The sequence below is a fragment of the Salipaludibacillus neizhouensis genome (genome assembly GCF_002886185.1).
In the GTDB taxonomy this organism is placed as follows: domain Bacteria; phylum Bacillota; class Bacilli; order Bacillales; family Salisediminibacteriaceae; genus Salipaludibacillus; species Salipaludibacillus neizhouensis.
In genome coordinates this window covers 1,525,911-1,547,869 of record NZ_KZ614146.1, presented here as the reverse complement: position 1 = coordinate 1,547,869, position 21,959 = coordinate 1,525,911, and the positions used below count along the sequence as shown (strand labels likewise).

Here is a 21,959-nt window from a genome sequence, read left to right as displayed (position 1 = left end):
AACTCCCTCCCATTTCAATAAAAAACAATTTTTTTGAAATTTTATTTTACAAGTTAAATTTATCATCTGTAACACTAGTTGTATAGTCCAATACCATTAAATAGTCTGAATATATCAAAAACTAAATTATGTGTAAGTATTTGGGATGTTAAAAATGGAAATAAAGTGTATAATTTAAAGGTCTTATCATTGTGTATGTGATTTACGCTTTTAAAACATTAAGTAAGGAGTTACAGGTCCAGCTTCTATCGCCCAAGTAGCACAGATCAATTGCGTGTAGGTAACAGCCAATTATCTTTTAAGAAAAGAGCCTACTGTTATTTAAAACAGTAGGCTCTTTCCACTATATTCTCTCTAGTAGAGGATGTTCAAAAAGGTTACATTTGAACATTCTTGAAGCAATGAGGGAAGCAGCTGCAGTAATTTAAAGGCTTTTATGAAGGTTTTTTCATACCCGACGTGCAGCTTGTGAAGCCATTGCCGATTACTTCTTGAACTCGCTCTAGTAATATTGTTACTTCTCTCGTTTATAACCCTTGAAACTGTCCGTTTCCACTTCCTACCTGTTCTTCAGAAAATCCATCGCCTTTGTAATTTCTTTTAGGTAATCGGAAGCGATGTCGTATTGATCCGTTACAACACTGACGAACAAGATATCAATCATATGTAATTGAGCAAGTCTAGAAGACGTCGCCCCACTACGAAATGGCGCTGGGACCTCTCGTGAGGCGGAGATAAACAATTGTATATCGGCATTCACTGCGACCGAAGAGTTACCATAACGAGTTAGGCTTATAGTCGTGGCCCCTTTTTTCTTAGCAAGCTCCATGATTTTTATCGTTTCATAGGTTTCGCCTGAGAATGAAATACCAAACACGACATCATTTTTATCCACATTGGCGATATACATGGCCGCATTATGAATATCAGTAAAAGAAGAAACAGCTTTATTCATTCGCAAAAACTTTTGATGGGCATCTTGGGCAATGATTCCTGAAGCTCCCACGCCAAAAAAGTGAATTTTATTAGCATTTTGTAAAGCATCCACCGCTGCACTCAGAGATTCAAAATTAACAAGTTCTGTTGTTTCTTTGATCGCTTGCAAACCATTGTTGGTTACCTTTTCAACAATTGCTTGTTGAGATTCTCCCGGTTCGATATTACTATACTTAATATCGGGTGATTTTTGTAAATCACCCGATATCCGGAGCTTTAAATCTTGAAACCCTTTCAATCCAAGCGATTTGCACAATCTGATGACAGCTGCACTACTCGTTAAACTTAATTCCCCTAGTTTTGCAGCAGTACAATGTATCGCTTCATGTGGTTCTGCTAAAATAAATTCAGCAATCTTTTTCTCAGAAGGGGGTAACTTACTTTTTATTTCATTAAGCATAATAAGTCCCCCAGAGAGAGAATTAGTTCCCTTCAATTAACTTCACCCTCTCACTCACGTTTTTATCCTTTTATAGCACCCTCGGTCATTCCTTTTGAAATACGGCGTTGGAAAATCGCATACAAAATAATTACAGGGATCATCGCAATAGTCAAACTTGCAAATAAGGTTCCCCATGCATTCGTATATTCTGCTTCATTACTTATAAAATCAATCGCTAACCCTAACGTATAGTTCTCTCTTGATTGCAAAAAGATTAGTGCCATGAAATACTCATTCCAAAATTGGATTGCGTTCATAATCGTCACTGTAATAATACCAGACGTGGCTAGTGGGGTAATAATTTTCAACAACACTCCATACGGTGACATCCCATCAATGGCCGCTGACTCCTCTAATTCTTTTGGAATAGAACTCATAAATGTCGTTAAAACAAAAATACTAAATGGCAATTGTGAAACAGCGTAAACAACAGTAAGCCCATATATATTATCTAACATATTAAAATTCATTAAAAGGAAAAATAATGGAATCCAACCAAGCACCATGGGAATCATCATTGCAGAAATATACAAGTTAAATAACAATGTACTCCCTCGAAATACCATCCGCTCTAAGGCGTAGGCAGTCGGTACAGCTAAAACTAACGTTAGTAATGATCCTAGGACCGTTACGATCAAACTATTAAACAAACTCACACCTATATTATAATTTTGCCACGCATCTATGAAATTCTGAAAATTAAACGACTCAGGTATTCCCCAAGGATTAGCATAAATCTCTGCATTGGATTTGAAGGAACCTATGATCATCCATATGATTGGATACAATACAGCAAGTGACCATAGAATGAGCGGTAGTCGTATTCCTACACGTGACATTATATGACCAGTTGTTTGTCGTTTCACTGTCCCTTTACGTGACATTATATTACGATTACGAGTATTCGTTTCTTGTTTCACTTTATTCCCTCCTTTATTAAAAAATATAATCATTCACTCTAAGAGGAAGTCTCTCTATATAAAGCCAGGATCCTGATCCTAATATTGAACTTTATCTCTACGCAAAAATATTTGTAATATGAAAATAGTTATTAATGAAAGCACCAATATCATGACACCAATCGCTGCCCCATAACCGAAGTTATACTGTACAAACGCTTGTTGATACAAATACGAACCCATCACGTGAGTCGAGTTATTCGGCCCACCACCTGTCATAACCTGAACAATAATGAAAGATCCATTCAATGTCGTAATAACGATATAGAGGATGGAAACTTTTATTTGTGGCCAGATCAGTGGTAAGGTTACTTTCCAAAATTGTTGCCATTCGTTAGCACCATCAAGCTCCGCTGCTTCGTAATAACTTTTGGAAATCGTACCAATCCCCCCCATGAGCATAAGCATAAAAAGTCCAATTCCTGCCCAAATAGACGGTAAAACGATTGACGGTAACGCCCAGGTTTCGCTTCCAAGCCAAGGACGAGTCAAGCTACCCAAACCTAAAAATTCTAAGCCTGAGTTTACAAGGCCCATACTAGGGTTATAAATAAACGTCCATAGTATCCCGATAACAACCACAGACATAATGTTCGGGAAGAAAAAGATGATTCGATAAAAAGGAGCCTCTTTTATCTTCAATTGCATAATAGCAACCGCAAAAAATGTTGCCAAGATCATGATTCCAAACACCTTCGTTACAACAAGAAAGTAATCATGCATGATTGTTCGCGGAATTATAGAATCATTAAAAATCCTTACATAGTTACCCCATCCGATAAATTCCATACTCGCAGCCGATCCCGACCAGTCGAAAAAGGAATAATATAAACCACTAAACAAAGGATATAGCGTGAATATTGAAAATAATAGAAATGTAGGTACTAAGCAAAACGCCAAAAATAAGTATTTTTGTTTCTTCGTTTGTACCAATTGAATCACTCCTTCCTTATGTATGTCGTCTTGTTTCACTACTCTTTAACTTACATATTTAAGATCTAACATTATAAAATAATATAGTACGAGGGCATGAAAAAATGAAGTTTTTTATAAAACGAGTCTTTAATTAAAATAAATAGAAAATGGAATGCAAAGACGTCACTTTGCCTTTACATCCCATACAATTTTTTAGCCTATCATTCTTCTACTCACTAATTACTCACCACGGTAGTCTGCTGTTGCATCTTCTGCCGCTTCAGTAAACTCTTCTACTGTCATATTACCTAACATCAACGAAATCAACGCGTCGCCGATAGGTGTTTCTAAATCAGCGCTCATTGGGTGAGGTCTGTGATAAATTTGTACTTGATCAGGATCATTAATCATTGCATTTGCTTCGATCAAGTATGATGGTACATTTTCATTATCAGACAAATCAACACCCATTAGATTCATGATTGCTCCAGTGTGCTCAGAAAATGCTGTTGCATACTCTTGAGTAAACACGAACTCTACAAATGCTTTTGCCGCTTCCGGATTACTTGCATTTTCTGCAATTGCTAGCGGACGTAAATCTGGAACAATTGCAAATGGCTCACCAGCATCTTGCATTGGTGTTGGAATAAATCCAAACTCAAATCCATCAGGAACATCATTTGCCATTTCATTTGGTAACCAGAATCCTACAGGAATAAAGGAATGATCACCGAGCAAGAAGTTCATTTGAGATTGCGTATGGTTGTAAGCACCAAAGCCGTCGTAGATGTATCCAGCTTCTTGCATTTGCGCAACCTTTTCCATGGTAGCTACAACTTCTTCTCGTTCCCAAACTCCTTCTGCCCCAGTAACGATATCAGCTAGCAATTCATCGCCACCTGCAGCACCAAATGCTGGAGTTAATGCCCCACGAAGGAAGTAGTATGGGTGTTGCCCAGTCGTGGCAAACGGCGCAATTCCTTCATTTTCTTGAATAGCTTCCATTGTGCTCATATAGCTGTCGAAATCAGTAGGAACCTCGTAGCCTTCTGCTTCAAACTGTGTTTCGTTATACCATGTACCCCAAGTGTCAAATACTAATGGTAAACTATAAATATCTCCATCATATCTAGCTGGCTCTACAATTAAATTGTCTAAAAGAGGAGAGCCATTTTCTGCTTTCACGTCATTTATCCAATCGGTTAAATCCAGAAGCTGACCATCTTCAACCATTTGAGTTTCACTAGACCCTGCCCCATCAATGTATACAACATCTGGTGGATCGTCAGAAACCCAACGAGATCTCATTTCATCGTTGATGTTTGGCCCCGCATGCTCCGTAATTGTGATATCTGGATATTGGTCTTCAAAGTCACTAATGACTTCCTTCCACCATGAATCACCATATCCACCAACAAAGTACTGAATTTCAAGTTCACCTGAAATGTCTCCATCTCCACTGACAGCGGCATCACCATCATTGGAATCATTGTTCTGATTGTTATCTTCCTCATTATTTCCATTGTTCTCAGTACTTCCATTGACTTCGTCGTTATCTGACGAACACGCTGCCAACAATCCAACAATAAACAAAACAGTTACCAATAATAAAACTGGTCCAGTAAATAATTTTTTCAACTACATATCCCCCTTTATGTTAATGTTTTATATGAAACGTATGGAAGGCTCTATACCTTCCGTACGGTCTCAAAAACGTTAGTCGTCCTTTTTGGCATGTTCAATAGCTTTTCCAACATAGCCATTACTTTTCAAAATAGCTTCTTTCGCCTTTTCCAACGATACTTCTGCTTCAATCATGACGATCGCAGGCTTCACTTCGTTGTCCGCTAGTACCAATATTTTTTCTGCTTCTTCATAAGGTACATTCGTTATTTCCATAATAATGCTTTTTGCTCGTTCCATTAATTTATGATTGCTAGCATGGACATCTACCATCAGATTCTCATAAACCTTACCGAGTTTTACCATGACCGTCGTACTTATCATATTAAGAACCATCTTATGAGCAGTGGCCGCTTTCATTCTCGTTGATCCCGTCAATACCTCGGGTTCAACAATTACCTCTATATTACACGCAGCAAATTTACTGATTTCTGCATCATCATTACAGGATAACGATACCGTAAATGCGCCTATATCACGAGCATATTTCACAGCACCAATCGGATATGGAGTTCGTCCACTTGCAGTAATTCCAATGACCACATCATTTTTTGTTAACGCCCTCCCAAACAAATCATTGGCACCCTGTTTTTCATTATCTTCTGCCCCTTCCACTGCATTGGTAAAAGCTTCATTTCCTCCAGCCATTATCGTCTGCACCATTTCCGGCGGTGTCATAAACGTTGGTGGACACTCAGAAGCATCAATCACTCCTAATCTACCACTCGTTCCTGCACCTACATAAAACAGTCGACCACCTTTTTGAAAAGCTTGATAAACGTGTTCAATGGCAACTTCAATTGCAGGTAACACCTTTTCTACTGCATAAGCTACTTTTTTATCTTCCTTATTAATCGTTTGCAAGACTTCCAACGTGGACAATTGGCTTAAATTCATGCTATTTACATTTCTACTTTCTGTCGTTAATTTCGATAATTCTTTTTCCATAGTCAACACCTAACTTTTTTTGATGTCTGTACAATTCTCTCTAGCAATCATTGCAGCCCCATACACCGGGGAAGAATATGCAGTCTGATAGAAACCTAGTTTTTTTAAATGGATATTATCTATAAAATATCTCTCTAAGTCCTTAGAATACGTAAAGATAGAACCAGTTGTCATAATCGGCGTTCTTTCGTTATAACTTGGGCACTTTTTATGCAAGCTTTCCACATGACTGACTAACTCATTTGCAGCCCCGATTAAAATTTCCTCGGCAACATCATCACCATGACTCACTGCTTCCATCACTTGTTTGGCTAATCTAGCAATATCTTTCTTTTCTGGTTTCCTGCCGTAAATATAACTGATAAGGTCTTTAGGATGCTCCAACGCTAACTCTTTTAAAACCAGATCAGTTAGTATCGTGTTCTTCTCTCTCATATCATATGCTTTCGTAATTTTATTAAGCGCTCTCATTCCAATTTGATAGCCACTACCTTCATCACCTAAAATATGTCCCCAACCACCACTTTTATACACGTTACCTTGACTCCCTATTCCAGTAGCACTGGATCCTGTTCCAGAAACAACTAATATCCCTTCCTTAGCACCTGGTTGGAGAGCCCCACGAAGCGCAATGTAGGAGTCTGAGTGAGCGGAAAATATTGAATGTTCAGAAAACTGGAGTTCAAAAAAAATTTGTTGAAATACTTTTTCAATTTCTCGTACATCTTCTTTCCTTCCTACTCCAGCTAACCCACAACTAACTCCACTGATATCATTCGGTTGAATGGAGTATTTCGCCACCCCATGCGCAATGAGTTGTTGAAGTCTCGTCTTCATTTCATCGAATCCGACTACATGTGGGTTTGATGCTTCCCCAATCACAGTCAAGGATTCGGATTCTTTATGTGGTAAAAAATCATTAATATTATTAAATAGACAGGTAGTTTTTGTACCACCACCGTCAATCCCAATTACATAAGCCATTTCAAACCTCCATGGGGATGATTTGTTTTTATTATAAATCGCGTGAATTAAATTGTCAATTTATTTTATAAATAATGTAATAATATTTCAGAATGGTGATAAGAGTGACAATAAGAATAACATTTAGCTCAATAGAGCGTTTTTTACATATCAACAAAATCCTCCACTATATTTCTCCACTTATTTATCCGTGGGACTGACCATGGTAGTTACATTATCTTCATAACTAGAATTCACCAAATTTATTCATCGTTTGACCCCGGTTTCTGACAACGGTTTAGCGATTAACGCATGAATTCACTGTACATCGACCTCCAATCTTAAACATTCAAATCTAAAACTCTATATATTTACAGTCTCTCATACGCCCTTATTATGGAAAAGTTACATGGTTTAAATCCCATTCAAGAAGTTCAGCTTCCACAGTACTCATGACAGTCTTGAAATAATGTTCCGCTGGGGAGATAGTTAAATAAGAAAACCTGCATGGCAGTATTTTGAAAAAACTTAGTGTCTTTTATATCTATTTTGTTGTTTTGTTATTATGGAAGGTTACTTTTAACAAAAGACGCTACGTGTTTTTCTTAGTAGTTTTTAAGGGGACTGCTTTTTGATTCCGACTCTCCATAAACGGAAGCAGAGAACCGTCCCTTGCCTCCTGTATAATATCAAGGATTTTTACAACAATATAGAAGAAACTTGAAAGGAGGGGTTAATCATAGAGAAATTTTGCATGCTCATCGGGAATGGTTTTACCATAGACTTCGGCTCCCGCTATGGACTTAATCCTTCAGCTCCACTCTCCCATTTCGGAAAAAGAAATCTGTCTTATGAAAAATACATTCACAAACTACCATATATCCAAAATGAGCTATTTCAGCTTGCACAGTACGAACCGAATGAATATGAAGCGATAGAACGTTTTATGAACAGTAGAAACTACAATTGGGATAAGGATTGTCAACTCCGCCGCTTTTTATCCTTATCGTATGCAAGTTTTCAAATTTATGCTGACAGCAAAAATATCGTAAATTGGAAATGGACCAAATGGCTTCAACAAAATTACAAAGACCTGATTTTTGTCGTGTCATTTAATTACGATTTAGTTTTCGAAAAAGCATTAGAAACCTCTAACATACATTTTTTCCGGACTGGTTCCCTTGAGAATCAGACAGGCATACCTATTTTTAAGCCTCATGGATCTATAGACTTTGAAACCAATACATCCGAGTATTCTGTGGAAGATCGTTGGCAAATGACAACTTTACTTCAGGATAACGGTAAGGTAACAACTGTTCCGAAAGAAGATTGGTTAGAACCTAGACTGGAGGCGGATATTATTCCACCTCATAAAGATAATTATCAACGGATCCTAAGTTGGGTGAAAAATGGGATTGACCAATTTAACACACGTGGGAAAGATATTAATCTCTTGATTATTGTTGGTCATTCCTACGGCGAAGCTGACCGCCAAGAAGTGGACCAATATTTGGTTTCTCTTAAACCAGATACAAAAATAATTATCGTCGATCCAAAACCAAACCCCGACTTACTTAAGAAAATAGATGAATTAAACCTGAAACGACTCCCCACCAATGCAGCAGGCCTTCCTTGGTAAATCAAAGGGACGGTTCTCTGCTTCATAAAAATGAAGCAGAGAACCGTCCCTAAAAATCCTTCTTGACACAACTTGTATATACAAGATATAATGAAAACGTAATCATGACTTGTATATACAAGTTCGATAAAGCTCGACTCAAGACAGCTTTTTATACAATAAAGGAGGAATGGAAAATGGGTAAGTTTACAGAACCAGCGAAGGAATTACTTGAACACGTCGGGGGAAGTGATAATATTTCCGTTGTCACACATTGTGCGACAAGAATGCGCTTCGTACTTAATGATAATGACAAGGCAGATGCAAAAAAGATTGAAGAGATCTCTCTCGTCAAAGGTACATTTACGAATGCTGGGCAATTTCAAGTTATCATTGGTAACGACGTTGCTTCTTTTTACAATGAGTTTACCGAAATCGCCGGTGTTGGTGATACATCAAAGGATGAAGCAAAAGTTGCTGCAAAACAAAATATGAGTTTTATTCAACGAATGATCTCACACCTTGCAGATATCTTTACACCATTAATTCCCGCACTTGTTGTCGGTGGTCTTATTCTAGGTTTTAGAAACGTTATCGGTGAAATAGGTATGATCGGACCAGACGATTTAACATTAGTCGAAGTTTCCCAATTTTGGGCCGGAACCCATGCTTTCTTATGGTTAATTGGTGAAGCGATCTTTCACTTCTTACCCGTCGGTATAACATGGGCCATCTCCAGAAAGATGGGAACGACCCAAATTCTCGGTATCGTTTTAGGTATAACTCTCGTTTCCCCTCAACTACTTAACGCATACGGCGTTGCAGGTGGAGGAGACATACCGTTTTGGGACTTTGGTTTTGCACAAGTAGAAATGATCGGGTATCAAGCACAAGTTATTCCCGCTATTTTAGCAGGTTTTGTCCTTGCTTATCTTGAACTAGGTTTACGAAAAGTTATCCCGAATGTAATCTCAATGATTTTTGTTCCATTCTTTGCACTTATTCCAGCAGTGTTAGTTGCTCACGTTGTCCTAGGCCCTATCGGTTGGACAATGGGTTCGTGGATTTCTGAAGTAGTCTACTCAGGTTTAACTTCTACATTTGGGTGGTTGTTTGCAGCGATGTTTGGTTTTGCCTATGCACCTCTAGTTATTACTGGGCTGCACCATATGACCAATGCGATTGATTTACAGCTAATGAGTGAATTTGATGGCACGAATTTATGGCCGATGATTGCCCTGTCGAATATTGCACAAGGGTCTGCGGTTGTTGCGATGATCTTCCTAAATAAAAAAGACGAAAAAGAACAGCAAGTATCTGTTCCAGCAGCAATTTCTTGTTATTTAGGCGTAACCGAGCCCGCCATGTTTGGTATAAACTTAAAATATATGTTTCCATTTTTAGCAGCGATGATTGGGTCTTCCATTGCCGCGGTAATATCCGTAGGTGGCGGTGTCATGGCTAACTCGATTGGGGTTGGCGGCATTCCCGGATTCCTTTCCATTCAGTTCCAATACTGGATTATCTTTTTCATCGCCATGTTTGTAGCGATTGCTGTTCCATTCGTGTTAACGATTATTTTATCTAAAACCAAAATGGGCGTGAATGCTTACAAACGTCTTGGGAAAAAATAGATTATTCTTTTAGTAAAAGGCAGGTGTTCAATTTGGATCAACAATGGTGGAAAAAAGCGGTTGTCTATCAAATTTATCCAAAGAGCTTCAACGATACGACTGGTAATGGCACTGGAGACATTCAAGGGATTATTGAAAAATTACCTTATTTGAAAAAACTAGGGGTCGATGTTCTTTGGTTGACCCCCATTTACGACTCGCCTCAGCGAGATAATGGCTATGACATTCGTGACTATTACAACATTTACGAGCAATATGGCTCCATGGAGGATTTTGATCAACTATTAAAGGAAGCACATCAAATCAATCTGAAAATTATTATGGATATTGTCATTAATCATACCTCCACTGAACATGAGTGGTTTCAACAATCGATGTCGTCAAAAGATAATCCTTATCGCGATTTTTATATTTGGAAGGATGGTAAAGATGGCGATGACCCCACCAATTGGGCTTCGAAATTCGGGGGATCTGCTTGGCAGTATGAGGAATCAACCGAGCAATATTACTTGCACCTGTTTGATGTTACCCAAGCTGATTTAAATTGGGAGAACGAAGAAATGCGAAAAGTAGTCTATCAGATGATGGATTACTGGCTTCTGAAAGGCGTCGATGGTTTCCGTTTAGATGTCATCAATTTAATTTCAAAAAATCAGCATTTTCCTGATGATGATGGAAGTGTTGCTCCTGGAGATGGGCGGAAATTTTACACGGATGGACCAAGAGTTCATGAGTTTTTCCGGGAGATGAATCAGGAAGTTTTCTCAAAGCATGACATCATGACCGTCGGTGAAATGTCGTCGACGACGATTGATAATTGTATTAAGTATACGAACCCGGAACGTCAGGAGCTAGACATGACCTTTAATTTTCATCATTTAAAGGTAGATTATCCTCATGGTGAAAAGTGGACAAAAGCTGATTTTAATTTTCATGAATTAAAGCGAATTCTATCAACATGGCAAGTCGAAATGAATAAAGGTGGCGGTTGGAACGCTCTGTTCTGGTGTAATCACGATCAACCCCGCGTCGTCTCGCGATTTGGCGATGACACAAGGTACCATACGGAATCTGCAAAAATGCTGGCAACAACGATCCATATGATGCAAGGAACCCCTTATATTTATCAGGGCGAAGAATTTGGTATGACGAATCCAGCATTTGACGACATCGATGACTATCGTGATGTCGAGTCGTTAAATATGTATAACGCCAAGAAAGAAGAAGGCATGCAAGACAAAGATATTATTGAAATATTACAGCAAAAGTCGAGAGATAACTCACGAACACCTGTTCAGTGGAATGCAAGGAAGCACGCCGGATTTACCACAGGCACGCCATGGATACAGACAGCAGATAACTCTCGCGAAATTAACGCGGAACAAGCTGTTGCCGATAAAAACTCGGTCTTTTATCATTACCAACAGTTAATTAAACTCAGAAAAGAATACGATATCATCACCAGTGGAGACTATCAGTTGCTTTTAGAAGAAGATAATGATATTTTTGCTTATGTACGAAGCAATGGAGAAGAAAAGTTACTCATGGTAAGTAATTTTTATGGGCGAGAAACAACCTTTACTCTGCCGGAAACATTCGATGTTGATGGGTATTCATGCGATCAATTACTAGCCAACTACCCTGATTCACCAAAGGACATCCAACAAATCAAGTTAAGACCCTATGAATCCATTGTTTATCATCTTAAGAAAAACGGCAGAGCCGTCTTTTATTAAATACAGCGTGATCTTTAGCCACCATCATTTAAGTATCAAGGGTGGGGTTCCCTTGATACTTGTGGCGTAAAGATAGCTGCCAATTTTATAAATTCTCTTATCTCTTAAGAAAAACAGTTAAGCTAAACTACATCGTGAGCTTTTGCCACAATTCCTGTAACACCTTCGCAGTGGGTGCAGGTGTTAATGGAGAAGGAAAAAAGGAGTCACCTTGATCCCCCTTTTTCAGTTTAAAGGCAGATGCGAACGTATATCTTATCTTTTACTAATAAATGGGGCTGCACTATGAAAAACAAATATTTATCAATTTATGATGAGATTGCAACACAAATAAAGTCTGGAGAAATATCACCTGATACACTTCTCCCTTCAGAAAACGACATGACAGTTCGTTATGATACTTCGAGAGAAACAATTCGCAAGGCGTTAAACCTCTTGTCTCAGAATGGGTTTATCCAAAAGGTTAGAGGCAAAGGTTCTATCGTGATCGATGTCAATAAGTTTGATTTTCCGATATCCGGACTTGTTAGTTTCAAAGAATTGGCACAAAAAATGGATAACGTTAAAACCATTGTTAGCGAATTATCACTCATTAAACCTGATGCAAACATGAAACGCCAGTTAAATCTAACCAGCAATAACTCTGTTTGGAAGATAGGAAGAATCAGGGAAATTGATGGGGAGAAAATTATCTTAGATAAGGATTACCTCATTGAAGAGCTGGTCCCTGGATTAACAGAAGAAATTTGTGCAGATTCTATTTATAATTACGTTGAAAACGAGCTGCACCTCACCATCAGTTTTGCAAAAAAGGAAATTGTTGTCGTTGAGCCGACTGCGGAAGACCGCGAGTTATTAGACCTTGATGGGTTTCATAATGTTGTTGTCATCAAAAACTACGTCTATTTTGATGATACGACCCTTTTTCAATACACAGAGTCCAGACACAGACCAGACAAGTTTCGATTCGTTGACTTTGCCCGAAGAACCCATTAAGTCCAAATTTTTCAAAAGGGGATGTTTTCATGTTAAAGAAACTATTCGGTAAAAAGGAAAGTGTTGTAGAACGAATTACTGCTCCTATTAATGGTAAAGTCGTGGATATTACAGAGGTTCCAGACCCGGTATTTTCTCAAAAAATGATGGGAGAAGGAATCGCCATTGAACCGAGTGACGGAAATGTCGTCAGTCCTGTAGACGGAGAAGTTGTCCAAGTTTTCCCTACAAAACACGCTATTGGATTAAAGACTAAATCTGGACTAGAACTTCTCATCCACATAGGTCTTGACACGGTTAATTTAGATGGAGAAGGCTTTGAAGCTTTTGTTAAAGCCGGAGATAAAGTGAAACGCGGTGATAAACTGGTGAGCTTCGATTTAGAAATCATTAATGAAAAGGCAACTAGTACTATCTCTCCTTTAATTATTACGAACATGGATGAAGTCGTTGAAAATGTAGAAAAAGAATTTACGGAAAACGCAAAAACAAGTGAGACAGAAGTACTTATTGTGACAGTTAAATAAGAAACAAGGGGACGGTTCTCTGCTTCGTTTTATGAAGCAGAGAACCGTCCCCTATTGTTTCCATGGTTATTTTTGATTTTTATCAAGAAGTAATTGCTTAATTTCCTGGATATCTTTCTTTAAATCCTGGTTGTCTTTGTACAATCTTTCCATTTGTTCCTTTTGAAGCGTTTCGTCTTCATGACCCAAATAGTCCAATATTACGGCAACTACAAGATTTAAAATAACTAATGCCCCAATGACAATAAATGATATAAAATAAGCCCACGCCCATGGTACTTCATGAATAATCGGTCTTGCTACCTGACTCGCCCACGATTCAAAGGTTACTACCTGCATCAATGTGAAAAGCGAGGTGTGAAAACTCCCAAAAAATTCATACGGAAGAACATCTCTGAAAAATGTTGTTCCAATAATGGCGTAAATGGAAAAGATCAAAAACGTCAATCCTAAAATACCTGTTAGAGCTGGCACAGATTTCATTAGGGAATCGATTATCTTTCTTAAAGCTGGAATTGCCGGAATCATTCTGATCAAACGTAATACTCTTATCAGTCTTAAAACACTTACGAACGGAGTTGCGTAAAATAATAAGCTTGCTAAGACAATACTAAAATCAAAAATATTCCATCGATCAGAAAAATAGCCTCTAAAACCGAGACCAACAATTTTCAGGATCATTTCTATAGCAAAGATCCAGACAATCATTACATCAAGAACTAATAATATGTCATTCCCAACAAGATAGGATTCGGTGACAATAACCAATCCGTTGAATAAAATGATTCCAATTATAAACGGTTGGAACAGTCTATGCTCAACCAATTGTTTGACCTTTTTTCTCAAAGGATTCTGATTGCTAGTTACTTTATTTTCTTCTGTTTCTTTCATTTGATTCAACCACGTTTCCCTTCCACCAATTTACTGTCTAACTCTATTATTATATCAGTTATTCCACAAAATAAAATATACTACCGTAAAAAAAGTTTAGGAAAACAAAGGGACGGTTCTCTGCTTCATTTTATGAAGCAGAGAACCGTCCCCGTATTTCACTTAAAATTCCTCGTAAACAGCTGGATCTTGATTGTTAATTCTGCCATCTTGTCGAGTTAATGCTGAGATCATACTCATTTCTGTATCATCTAATGAAAAATCAAAAATCGATATATTTTCCAACTGTCGAATTGGTGAAGCTGATTTAGGAATTGAGATTGCCCCAAGTTGATAGTGCCAACGTAAAATAACTTGAGAAATCGACTTGTTATGATTGTCGGCAATTTTCTTTAGTGTATCATTATTCAAAACATCATTTGCGTGAGCCAACGGGCTCCAAGATTGCGTTTTGATATCATTCTCTTCATGCCATTTTCTTTGATCTTCTTGGTTGAAAAATGGATGTAATTCGATTTGATTAATACTAGCCTTCGTACCAGTTTCTTTTTCCAATCGTTCTAAATGTTCAGGTAAAAAGTTACAAACACCAATAGATCGAATCAGTCCCCATTTTTTAGCATCAATTAATGCCTGCCATGCTTCTACAAAATTATTTTGTTGAGGATTAGGCCAATGAATGAGATATAAATCATAATAATCCAGTTTAGCTCGATATAAGGATTCTTGAATGGTACTAACAGCTTTATCATAGGTTTGATATCGGCCAGGTAATTTAGACGTAATTCTTAATTCATGTCTTGGAATAGAAGTGCGTCGAACGGCTTCCCCTACTGTTCCTTCGTTCTCATAGTTATAAGCAGTATCAATCAGTCGATACCCTTTATTAATGGCACTGTGAATGGCATTCGCTCCATCATTACCGTTCAACTTGTATGTACCAAAACCCATAACTGGCAAAGACAGGCCATCATTAAGTGTAATCTCCGGTACAGCAATACTCATTACAAATCACTCCCCTTCACTAGTAAATTAAGGTTACCATTTATATCTAAATAAATCCAAACTTAGGCAAACATAGGGACGGTTCTCTGCTTCAAAAACAACAAAAAAAGAAGCAGAGAACCGTCCCTTGTTTCTCCAAATCGAATGCAGGACTAATTAATTGCCTTTTCTAAATGATATGGTTTTTCACTGGTTCTAAAGATATAATATAGCATATATATGTGTGTCTCTGTGCTTATTAGATGAAGTAATACGGAGAGCTGGATAGGAGTTGATATAGAATGGATTTCAAAGAAAAATCTTCTAATGTAAGTAATAAAAAGTATCAAGAACTAATAGAAATCCCTAACGCAGTTATTTTCCAACTCGATAAAGAATGGAACTATATTGCCTTAAATAAAAAATGGACGGATATCACAGATTACACAATTGAAGAAGCATTAGGGACGCCCTTTTTATCTTATGTTAAAGCTGAAGAGCAATCCAGTGTTGAAGAACAATTGAAAGCACTTCTAGAAGGCAGTGGCGATGGAATTCTAAAGGAATTTAAGTTAGTATCCAAGCAAGGGAAAGAGGAAAAGGTTCATTTATTTTTAAAGATAGACTTTGATAAAAACCAAGAAATAGCATCATTTTCAGGAACTATTACTGGTTTATCATCACGAAAAACGAATATTGAAGCTTTCCACAATAACATTATTAATTATCAACTGATCTCTGAAAACATATCAGATATGGTTGCTGTACTTGCAGAGGACGGATTAGCGCTATACGCATCTCCTTCTCATACCACAGTGTTAGGTTTCGAGCTTGATGATTACGTTGGTAGCTATCCGCTTAAGCATATTCATCCTGATGATTGGGAAAATATGTTTCATTTCTTTCATAAGATGGTCTCCACTTGGAGTACACTAGGTATAGAATATCGCTGTATGAATATAAATGGAGATTGGCTAGATTTAGAAATGAAAGGCACCCCTATAAAAGGTCCAAATGGTGAAATTCAAGTGATATCGGTGAGTAGAGATATCACTGCAAGGAAAAAAGCGGAGGAAGAACTTCGTCAAACAACAATTAAGTTTGAAACACTCATTGCATCTCTTCCTTATGGGGTTAAAGTTGAAGACGCGACTGGGGAAGTGACTTTATTTAATGATGCCTATTTAAATATTTTCCCAAAAAGTAATACATTAGATGATCAGCAATTATTGGTGAATGAAGCGCAACATATGATGAAAGATTATGACTCTTATTTACGTGAAAAGAAAAATATAACGAAGAATCTTCAAACCCATCGATCTGAAGAAATTCAATTAATAAACGGTCGAACCATCGAACGTGATTCGATACCTATGATGGATGGTGGTCTTTTCGATGGTTATTTATGGATTTTCGAGATGTAACTGTTAAGACGGTCGCAGACCAGAAGCTTAAAAAGGCTAACCAACTTTTGGAAAGGCTTTCTTTGCAAGACGGTTTGACCGGGATTGCTAACCGCCGTTGTTTTGATGATACCTTGGTGCGAGAGTGGAATAAACGATTGGATGTTTCAATACCAATATCCCTTATATTACTAGATATTGATTTTTTTAAAGCCTTTAATGACCTATATGGGCATCAGGCTGGCGACGCTTGTTTAAAACAATTGGGGAGCTTCCTCAGAAATATAACGATAGGAACGGAGGATTTAGCAGCCCGGTATGGAGGAGAAGAATTTGTGATGTTGCTTCCTGATAGAAGTATCGATCAGGCGATTGACATTGCCAATAGAATTCAAGAAACAGTTAGAAGTGCCCGCATTCCTCATAACGGTTCAAATATAAATGGAGAAATTCTTACTCTAAGCATAGGGATTTCTACGAAGCTAGTAACACCGTCAAGCCAACCGACAGATATGATCACAGAAGCAGATGCAGCATTATATGAAGCGAAACGCTCTGGCAGAAATCAAATTAAATTACATGGTTAAAAAACATAGGGACGGTTCTCTGCTTCAAAATCCACAAAAAAAAAGAAGCAGAGAACCGTCCCCTGCCTCCTTAAATATTAACTAAACACTGGCTTTTTTTCGGTTAGTCCTAGCGACTCCCCTGTTGAAGCTTGAATTTCCTTCAGAAGCTCTGGGTTTTCCAATAGTGACAAGCCATAAGAAGGAATCATTTCTTTGATTTTTGGTTCCCACTCTTCTATATGTTGCGGGAAGCATTTTTCGAGTAGTTCAAGCATGACGTGAACGGCCGTCGAAGCACCCGGAGAAGCGCCAAGTAACGCTGCAATGGAACCATCAGCGGCAGTAATCATTTCCGTACCAAATTGAAGTGTCCCTTTCCCTCCAGATTCCGTATCTTTGATAACTTGTACACGTTGACCAGCTACTACTAAATCCCAATCTTCGCTTCTAGCGTTCGGGAAAAACTCACGTAAGTCTTCCATGCGCTGTTCTTTCGATGACATCACTTGCTGAATCAGATATTTAGTCAATGACATCTCTTTTGCGCCTGCCGCTAACATCGTTAAGACATTATTCGGCTTTACGGACGTTAACAAATCAAAAATTGACCCGTATTTTAAAAATTTTGGTGAGAATCCCGCATATGGTCCAAACAGTAACGTTTTTTTGTTGTCGATAAATCTTGTATCAAGATGTGGAACAGACATTGGCGGAGCGCCAACCTTAGCTTTACCGTAAACTTTAGCATGATGCTGCGCTATAATTTCTGGATTATTACACACCATAAACAATCCGCTTACAGGGAACCCTCCCGTTTTTTTACCTTCTGGAATACCGGATTTTTGCAGTAAATGCAAGCTGCCACCACCGCCACCGATGAACACAAATTTTGCCTTATGGCGTTCGACAGTACCGCTCTCCAAATTTTTAACTTTCAATTCCCACAAGCCTTCGTTGGTGCGGGTAATGTCGCTTACAATATGCTTAAAATTCATTTCAACATTTTTACTCTCTAAGTTGTTAAATAACATGCGCGTCAGGGTTCGAAAGTTAACATCCGTTCCCGCATCGCTTTTCGTCGCTGCGATAGGTTCTTTCGATGCGCGTCCTTCCATAATAAGTGGAATCCATTCCATCAGTTTTTCAGGGTTGTCTGAATATTCCATCCCATTAAAAAGAGGGTTTTCTGATAACGCTTTAAAACGATTCTTTAAAAAAGTAACATTTTGTTCTCCTTGCACTAAACTCATATGAGGCAATGGCATAATAAATTGCTGTGGTTTCTGTATTAGTTTGTTGTTTACAAGGGAAGACCAAAACTGCATGGAAACTTGAAATTGTTCATTAATTTTTGTAGCTTTACTGATATCTATAGAACCATCCGGTTTTTCATCCGTGTAGTTAAGCTCGCAAAGTGCCGCATGTCCTGTTCCTGCATTGTTCCATTCATTTGAGCTTTCCTCACCAGCGTTTGCCAGCTTTTCAAACACTTTAATATCCCACTCGGGTACCAATTCTTTTAAGAGTGTCCCTAAAGTAGCACTCATAATTCCTGCGCCGATTAAAATGACGTCTGTTTCTGTTTCTCTGATGCTCATTTGTACCAACCTTTCCCCTATATAGATGTCACACTTAGCTAAGTGTGACCTAGTGAAACACCATTTTTGTCACAATTATAACCATATCATTTATTTATATAATAATATATATACTATTATATGATAATATCACTCTCAAAACCAGCAACCTTAATGATTATATGGACCAAAATGATAGTTTTTATTTTTGTGAATAGATGAACTTAAGCGCTCACTATGTACTAAAGAATATCCACTGTATTCACTTTACTATATTTAATTATACATCATTTTTGATAATCATACTATATCACAGGGACGGTTCTCTGCTTCCAAAGTGCCAAGTTTTAAAAAACAGACGTATGCTCGCTTAACCCTCTCTTAATTTAACCTCTAAGAAGCCAAGGGAAAAGATTCCAACGGTAAAAAGCTATCTGAGTAGATCACACAACACGATCGTTGTTCGAGGAGGCTGAAGCATTGCCCACAGAAAGCAGCCGCCTAGAGGATATTCGAACGTCTCTGTTTAAAAATCAACATTCTTATTTTTAGAAGCAACCATCCCCCACCATCCAAATTTCTCTGTTATAAAACCTAACGCTATCGAACATCCTTCCAATTACTTGGTCTATACTTGTAATTACTAAGAACAAAGGAGGGATAACACATGAAAAATATCAAAATGTCCCTATATACTGATGAAGAGTTGTATTGGGCTATTCATCAACATGAGCAGAAAAGTAAAAGAAAACAAACTAAAACAGCAGTAAAATAAGCATAAAGAGATAAGAAACGATTGTCCATTCGCTAGGGCATTTGTTTCTTATCTCTTTATAGGAATACATTTTAGTCAGTCTACAATCTTCTGAAACATAAGTACTACCGGTATATCATAGAAAAAGAGAAATACACATTCCTCTATTAACTTCTAGACTTCCTCATTCTTAAATCCTTTCCCTACTGAAATGAATTCCAATTCTGTTCCTTTTCAAAGCATATTTTTTACTAAAGAGTGTTTCCGTTCTCCCTGCCTTCTTCAAGACTATTAGTTATTTTATTCACTCAAAAAAATGATGCGGAGAACCGTCCCCTGCATCACGTTAGTTTATAATAGCGGTCGTCGAGATTAAGAGAGCCTATATGTAATGCCTTCTCTTTACTTACTAATAAATCCAAGTAAAAACATACGCTAACATATATTTTAGGTCTTCCTGAGTAATATCTCTCAGAAGGAGCATGATAGTTCTTCATTAATAATTCACAGATTATTCTAGTACTAGTAACCCCTTCCGTTAAGTATCCGAACACCGCGTCTCTATACTCACTTGCAAGCGCATACGGCTTCAAGTCATTCTCTTTCTTAGGTAAAGGCATTTCCTCTTCGCTAAACAAGTTAATAGGATCTGGTTCTTGAGTTTCTGTTGCATAAAATGGGCTAATTTTTTGAGTATCCTTTGCTTCGAATTCTCTATCCGTAACCTCTCTTTTTGGTCCTGAACTTAATGACAAGATTTGTTGTTTCACTCTTTTTATTTGCCGATCCAATAAGGGGACATTCGCATCCAAATGTTTTTGCATATCTATTGGGTAAATATAATCTTCATCCAGAGTAAAGGGTACTTCCTCTTCTATATTCCAATTGTTAAAAATTTTAATTAATAACTCATCCATTTCGTATTCAATTGTCTGGAAACCGCTTTTAATAAGTTTAACGATGTTTGGTGGTAACCCTGTATGTTCTTCAAAGTGATTGATTCCAAACGTCCTCTGTTCGTTTGATTTGTTGTGTTTTACAATATATTGATATCGAAGTGGCCTTCCACATTCGCATGGGGTATCTGGGTTCACAAAACCATTATCAATGTAATCAATTAACACCCAGTCTTCTAATAAATGCTCAATTTCCTCGCTGTTTAAATCTTCTGGAAGAACAATTCCTTTATCCTTTGCCATAGAATTCGCAAAAATCGTCTTTTTCCCACGTCTCACATGATTTCGAATGAAATCTGTTTGTTCCGGCGAAAGTGTTTTTAAGTATTGATCTCTAAGTTCATTTGTTAAAATTTCATTCATCGTTTACACCCCTTTATAAATTATTTCAAAATAAGTGAATCTAAGTTCCTAATTTAATTACTTTCAACAATTATTATTATTATCCTGCATAAAGCGATAATTTAGAACAATTATCGTTAAAATAACTATGTGGAACTACGAAAACACCTTTCATTGTAACAAAGAGTCACTGCAGGATCTCGCGAATTCTTACAAACCAACAATTATTTATAACGTGCAGCATATGTAACCTTTATGGTTAATGATAAAAAAGCTTAAGAAAAACGCAAAGCGTCTTTTGTTAAATACAGCGTGATCTTTCGCTTCCATCATTAAGCATCAAGGACGCCCCTCCCTTGATGCGTGTGGCGTAAAGATAGCCATCATCTTATACTTTCTTACCTTGTAAAAAAAGACATTCCTACTTCAAGAATGTCTGAATGAATGATCAAATTACTGTATTTTATACGTTTCTTTTTCAACTATATCCTTTACAACATCCGCAATGGTTACACTTCCGAGTACCTGTTCCATAGCTAATTGTGCTGCTGATAATACAGGAGCAATTGAGTTTTGAATATTCTTTCCTACAATACAATCAGGATGTGTATTTTCATGCACTGTAAACAATTCTTCTTCCTGCACCACATCGACTGCCTTGTAAACATCAAATAATGTTATATTAGATGGATCCTTTGCAAGTTTCCCCCCTGCTACCCCAGGGCGAACTTCCACAATTTCCACTTTTTTCAGCATTCCGATAATTTTTCTTACCAAGCTTGGGTTCGTGTTTATACTTCCTGCTAAAAATTCAGATGAACTGATCCCATCTTTATTAAGTTCAATAAGAGCTAATATATGAACGCCAACTGTAAAACGGCTACTGATGGACATATTCATTCACCTACCTAATTTTGTATCAATTTTCAATACAACGTATTATACCTTAAAATCCATAAAATGAATAAAGGTTTATTATAACTCATTGACAAAACGCTCATGAGTATCTACTATGAATACAGGTATCTTAAATGGATACAGGTTAAATACTTAATATCATATTACA

Annotated in this window: 18 protein-coding genes; 7 read left to right on the top strand and 11 right to left on the bottom strand. The window is 37.5% G+C overall.

All coding sequences use genetic code 11. The annotated features are described in order from the left end of the window. Window positions 1-559: 559 nt before the first annotated feature. From CEF18_RS07405 to CEF18_RS07380, 6 genes are all read right to left on the bottom strand, one after another. The gene (locus tag CEF18_RS07405) at window positions 560-1,396 is read right to left on the bottom strand and encodes a MurR/RpiR family transcriptional regulator (protein WP_110935871.1); all 837 of its coding nucleotides are present in this window, start codon (window positions 1,394-1,396) and stop codon (window positions 560-562) included. A gap of 62 nt (window positions 1,397-1,458) precedes the next feature. Continuing rightward, on the bottom strand, window positions 1,459-2,322 hold the full coding sequence (locus CEF18_RS07400) for a carbohydrate ABC transporter permease (RefSeq protein ID WP_110937619.1): 864 nt from the start codon (window positions 2,320-2,322) through the stop codon (window positions 1,459-1,461). Between the two features lie 114 nt (window positions 2,323-2,436). Beyond that, a complete protein-coding gene (locus CEF18_RS07395; RefSeq protein ID WP_110935870.1) occupies window positions 2,437-3,330 on the bottom strand; it encodes a carbohydrate ABC transporter permease in 894 nt (297 codons plus the stop codon). A 222-nt stretch (window positions 3,331-3,552) separates the two neighbouring features. Beyond that, window positions 3,553-4,950: an ABC transporter substrate-binding protein gene (locus tag CEF18_RS07390; protein WP_110935869.1), complete on the bottom strand. Its 1,398-nt coding sequence runs from the start codon at window positions 4,948-4,950 to the stop codon at window positions 3,553-3,555. A gap of 78 nt (window positions 4,951-5,028) precedes the next feature. After that, a complete protein-coding gene (gene murQ, locus CEF18_RS07385) occupies window positions 5,029-5,943 on the bottom strand; it encodes an N-acetylmuramic acid 6-phosphate etherase (RefSeq protein WP_110935868.1) in 915 nt (304 codons plus the stop codon). Window positions 5,944-5,952: 9 nt separating this feature from the next. Next, a complete protein-coding gene (locus tag CEF18_RS07380; protein WP_110935867.1) occupies window positions 5,953-6,927 on the bottom strand; it encodes an N-acetylglucosamine kinase in 975 nt (324 codons plus the stop codon). A 733-nt stretch (window positions 6,928-7,660) separates the two neighbouring features. On the opposite strand from CEF18_RS07380, the gene CEF18_RS07375 reads away from it, so the two are divergent. The 5 genes from CEF18_RS07375 to CEF18_RS07355 all read left to right on the top strand — a co-directional run bounded on the left by CEF18_RS07375 (window position 7,661) and on the right by CEF18_RS07355 (window position 13,417). Beyond that, window positions 7,661-8,545, top strand: coding sequence for an SIR2 family protein (locus CEF18_RS07375; protein ID WP_110935866.1), 885 nt, complete (start codon window positions 7,661-7,663; stop codon window positions 8,543-8,545). A 176-nt stretch (window positions 8,546-8,721) separates the two neighbouring features. Beyond that, a complete protein-coding gene (treP, locus tag CEF18_RS07370; protein WP_110935865.1) occupies window positions 8,722-10,158 on the top strand; it encodes a PTS system trehalose-specific EIIBC component in 1,437 nt (478 codons plus the stop codon). Between the two features lie 32 nt (window positions 10,159-10,190). Further along, window positions 10,191-11,894 (top strand): alpha,alpha-phosphotrehalase, encoded by a 1,704-nt coding sequence (gene treC, locus CEF18_RS07365; RefSeq protein ID WP_110935864.1) that lies wholly within the window; start codon window positions 10,191-10,193, stop codon window positions 11,892-11,894. A 285-nt stretch (window positions 11,895-12,179) separates the two neighbouring features. Then, window positions 12,180-12,890, top strand: a complete 711-nt coding sequence (gene treR, locus CEF18_RS07360) for a trehalose operon repressor (RefSeq protein WP_110935863.1) — start codon at window positions 12,180-12,182, stop codon at window positions 12,888-12,890. Between the two features lie 29 nt (window positions 12,891-12,919). Next, window positions 12,920-13,417, top strand: a complete 498-nt coding sequence (locus CEF18_RS07355; RefSeq protein WP_110935862.1) for a PTS sugar transporter subunit IIA — start codon at window positions 12,920-12,922, stop codon at window positions 13,415-13,417. A gap of 66 nt (window positions 13,418-13,483) precedes the next feature. Here the strand turns inward: CEF18_RS07355 and CEF18_RS07350 are convergent, their stop codons facing one another. After that, a complete protein-coding gene (locus CEF18_RS07350; protein WP_110937618.1) occupies window positions 13,484-14,308 on the bottom strand; it encodes an ion transporter in 825 nt (274 codons plus the stop codon). A 162-nt stretch (window positions 14,309-14,470) separates the two neighbouring features. After that, window positions 14,471-15,313: an aldo/keto reductase gene (locus tag CEF18_RS07345; protein ID WP_110935861.1), complete on the bottom strand. Its 843-nt coding sequence runs from the start codon at window positions 15,311-15,313 to the stop codon at window positions 14,471-14,473. A 281-nt stretch (window positions 15,314-15,594) separates the two neighbouring features. Between CEF18_RS07345 and CEF18_RS07340 the strand changes: the two genes are divergently transcribed. Both CEF18_RS07340 and CEF18_RS07335 read left to right on the top strand, forming a co-directional pair. Next, entirely contained in the window at window positions 15,595-16,716 is a 1,122-nt protein-coding gene (locus CEF18_RS07340) for a PAS domain-containing protein (RefSeq protein ID WP_110935860.1), read from the top strand. Continuing rightward, complete coding sequence (locus CEF18_RS07335; RefSeq protein WP_110935859.1) at window positions 16,698-17,282, top strand: GGDEF domain-containing protein; 585 nt, start codon at window positions 16,698-16,700, stop codon at window positions 17,280-17,282. Before CEF18_RS07340 ends, CEF18_RS07335 begins: the two co-directional genes overlap by 19 nt. Before the next feature lie 77 nt (window positions 17,283-17,359). Here CEF18_RS07335 and CEF18_RS07330 read toward each other — a convergent pair whose 3' ends face one another. The 3 genes from CEF18_RS07330 to CEF18_RS07320 all read right to left on the bottom strand — a co-directional run bounded on the left by CEF18_RS07330 (window position 17,360) and on the right by CEF18_RS07320 (window position 21,787). Further along, entirely contained in the window at window positions 17,360-18,862 is a 1,503-nt protein-coding gene (locus CEF18_RS07330; protein WP_110935858.1) for a malate:quinone oxidoreductase, read from the bottom strand. Window positions 18,863-19,936: 1,074 nt separating this feature from the next. Further along, window positions 19,937-20,914, bottom strand: a complete 978-nt coding sequence (locus tag CEF18_RS07325) for a DUF3895 domain-containing protein (RefSeq protein WP_110935857.1) — start codon at window positions 20,912-20,914, stop codon at window positions 19,937-19,939. 432 nt (window positions 20,915-21,346) lie between these two features. Next, the gene (locus CEF18_RS07320) at window positions 21,347-21,787 is read right to left on the bottom strand and encodes an Rrf2 family transcriptional regulator (RefSeq protein ID WP_110935856.1); all 441 of its coding nucleotides are present in this window, start codon (window positions 21,785-21,787) and stop codon (window positions 21,347-21,349) included. Between the last annotated feature and the right edge of the window lie 172 nt (window positions 21,788-21,959).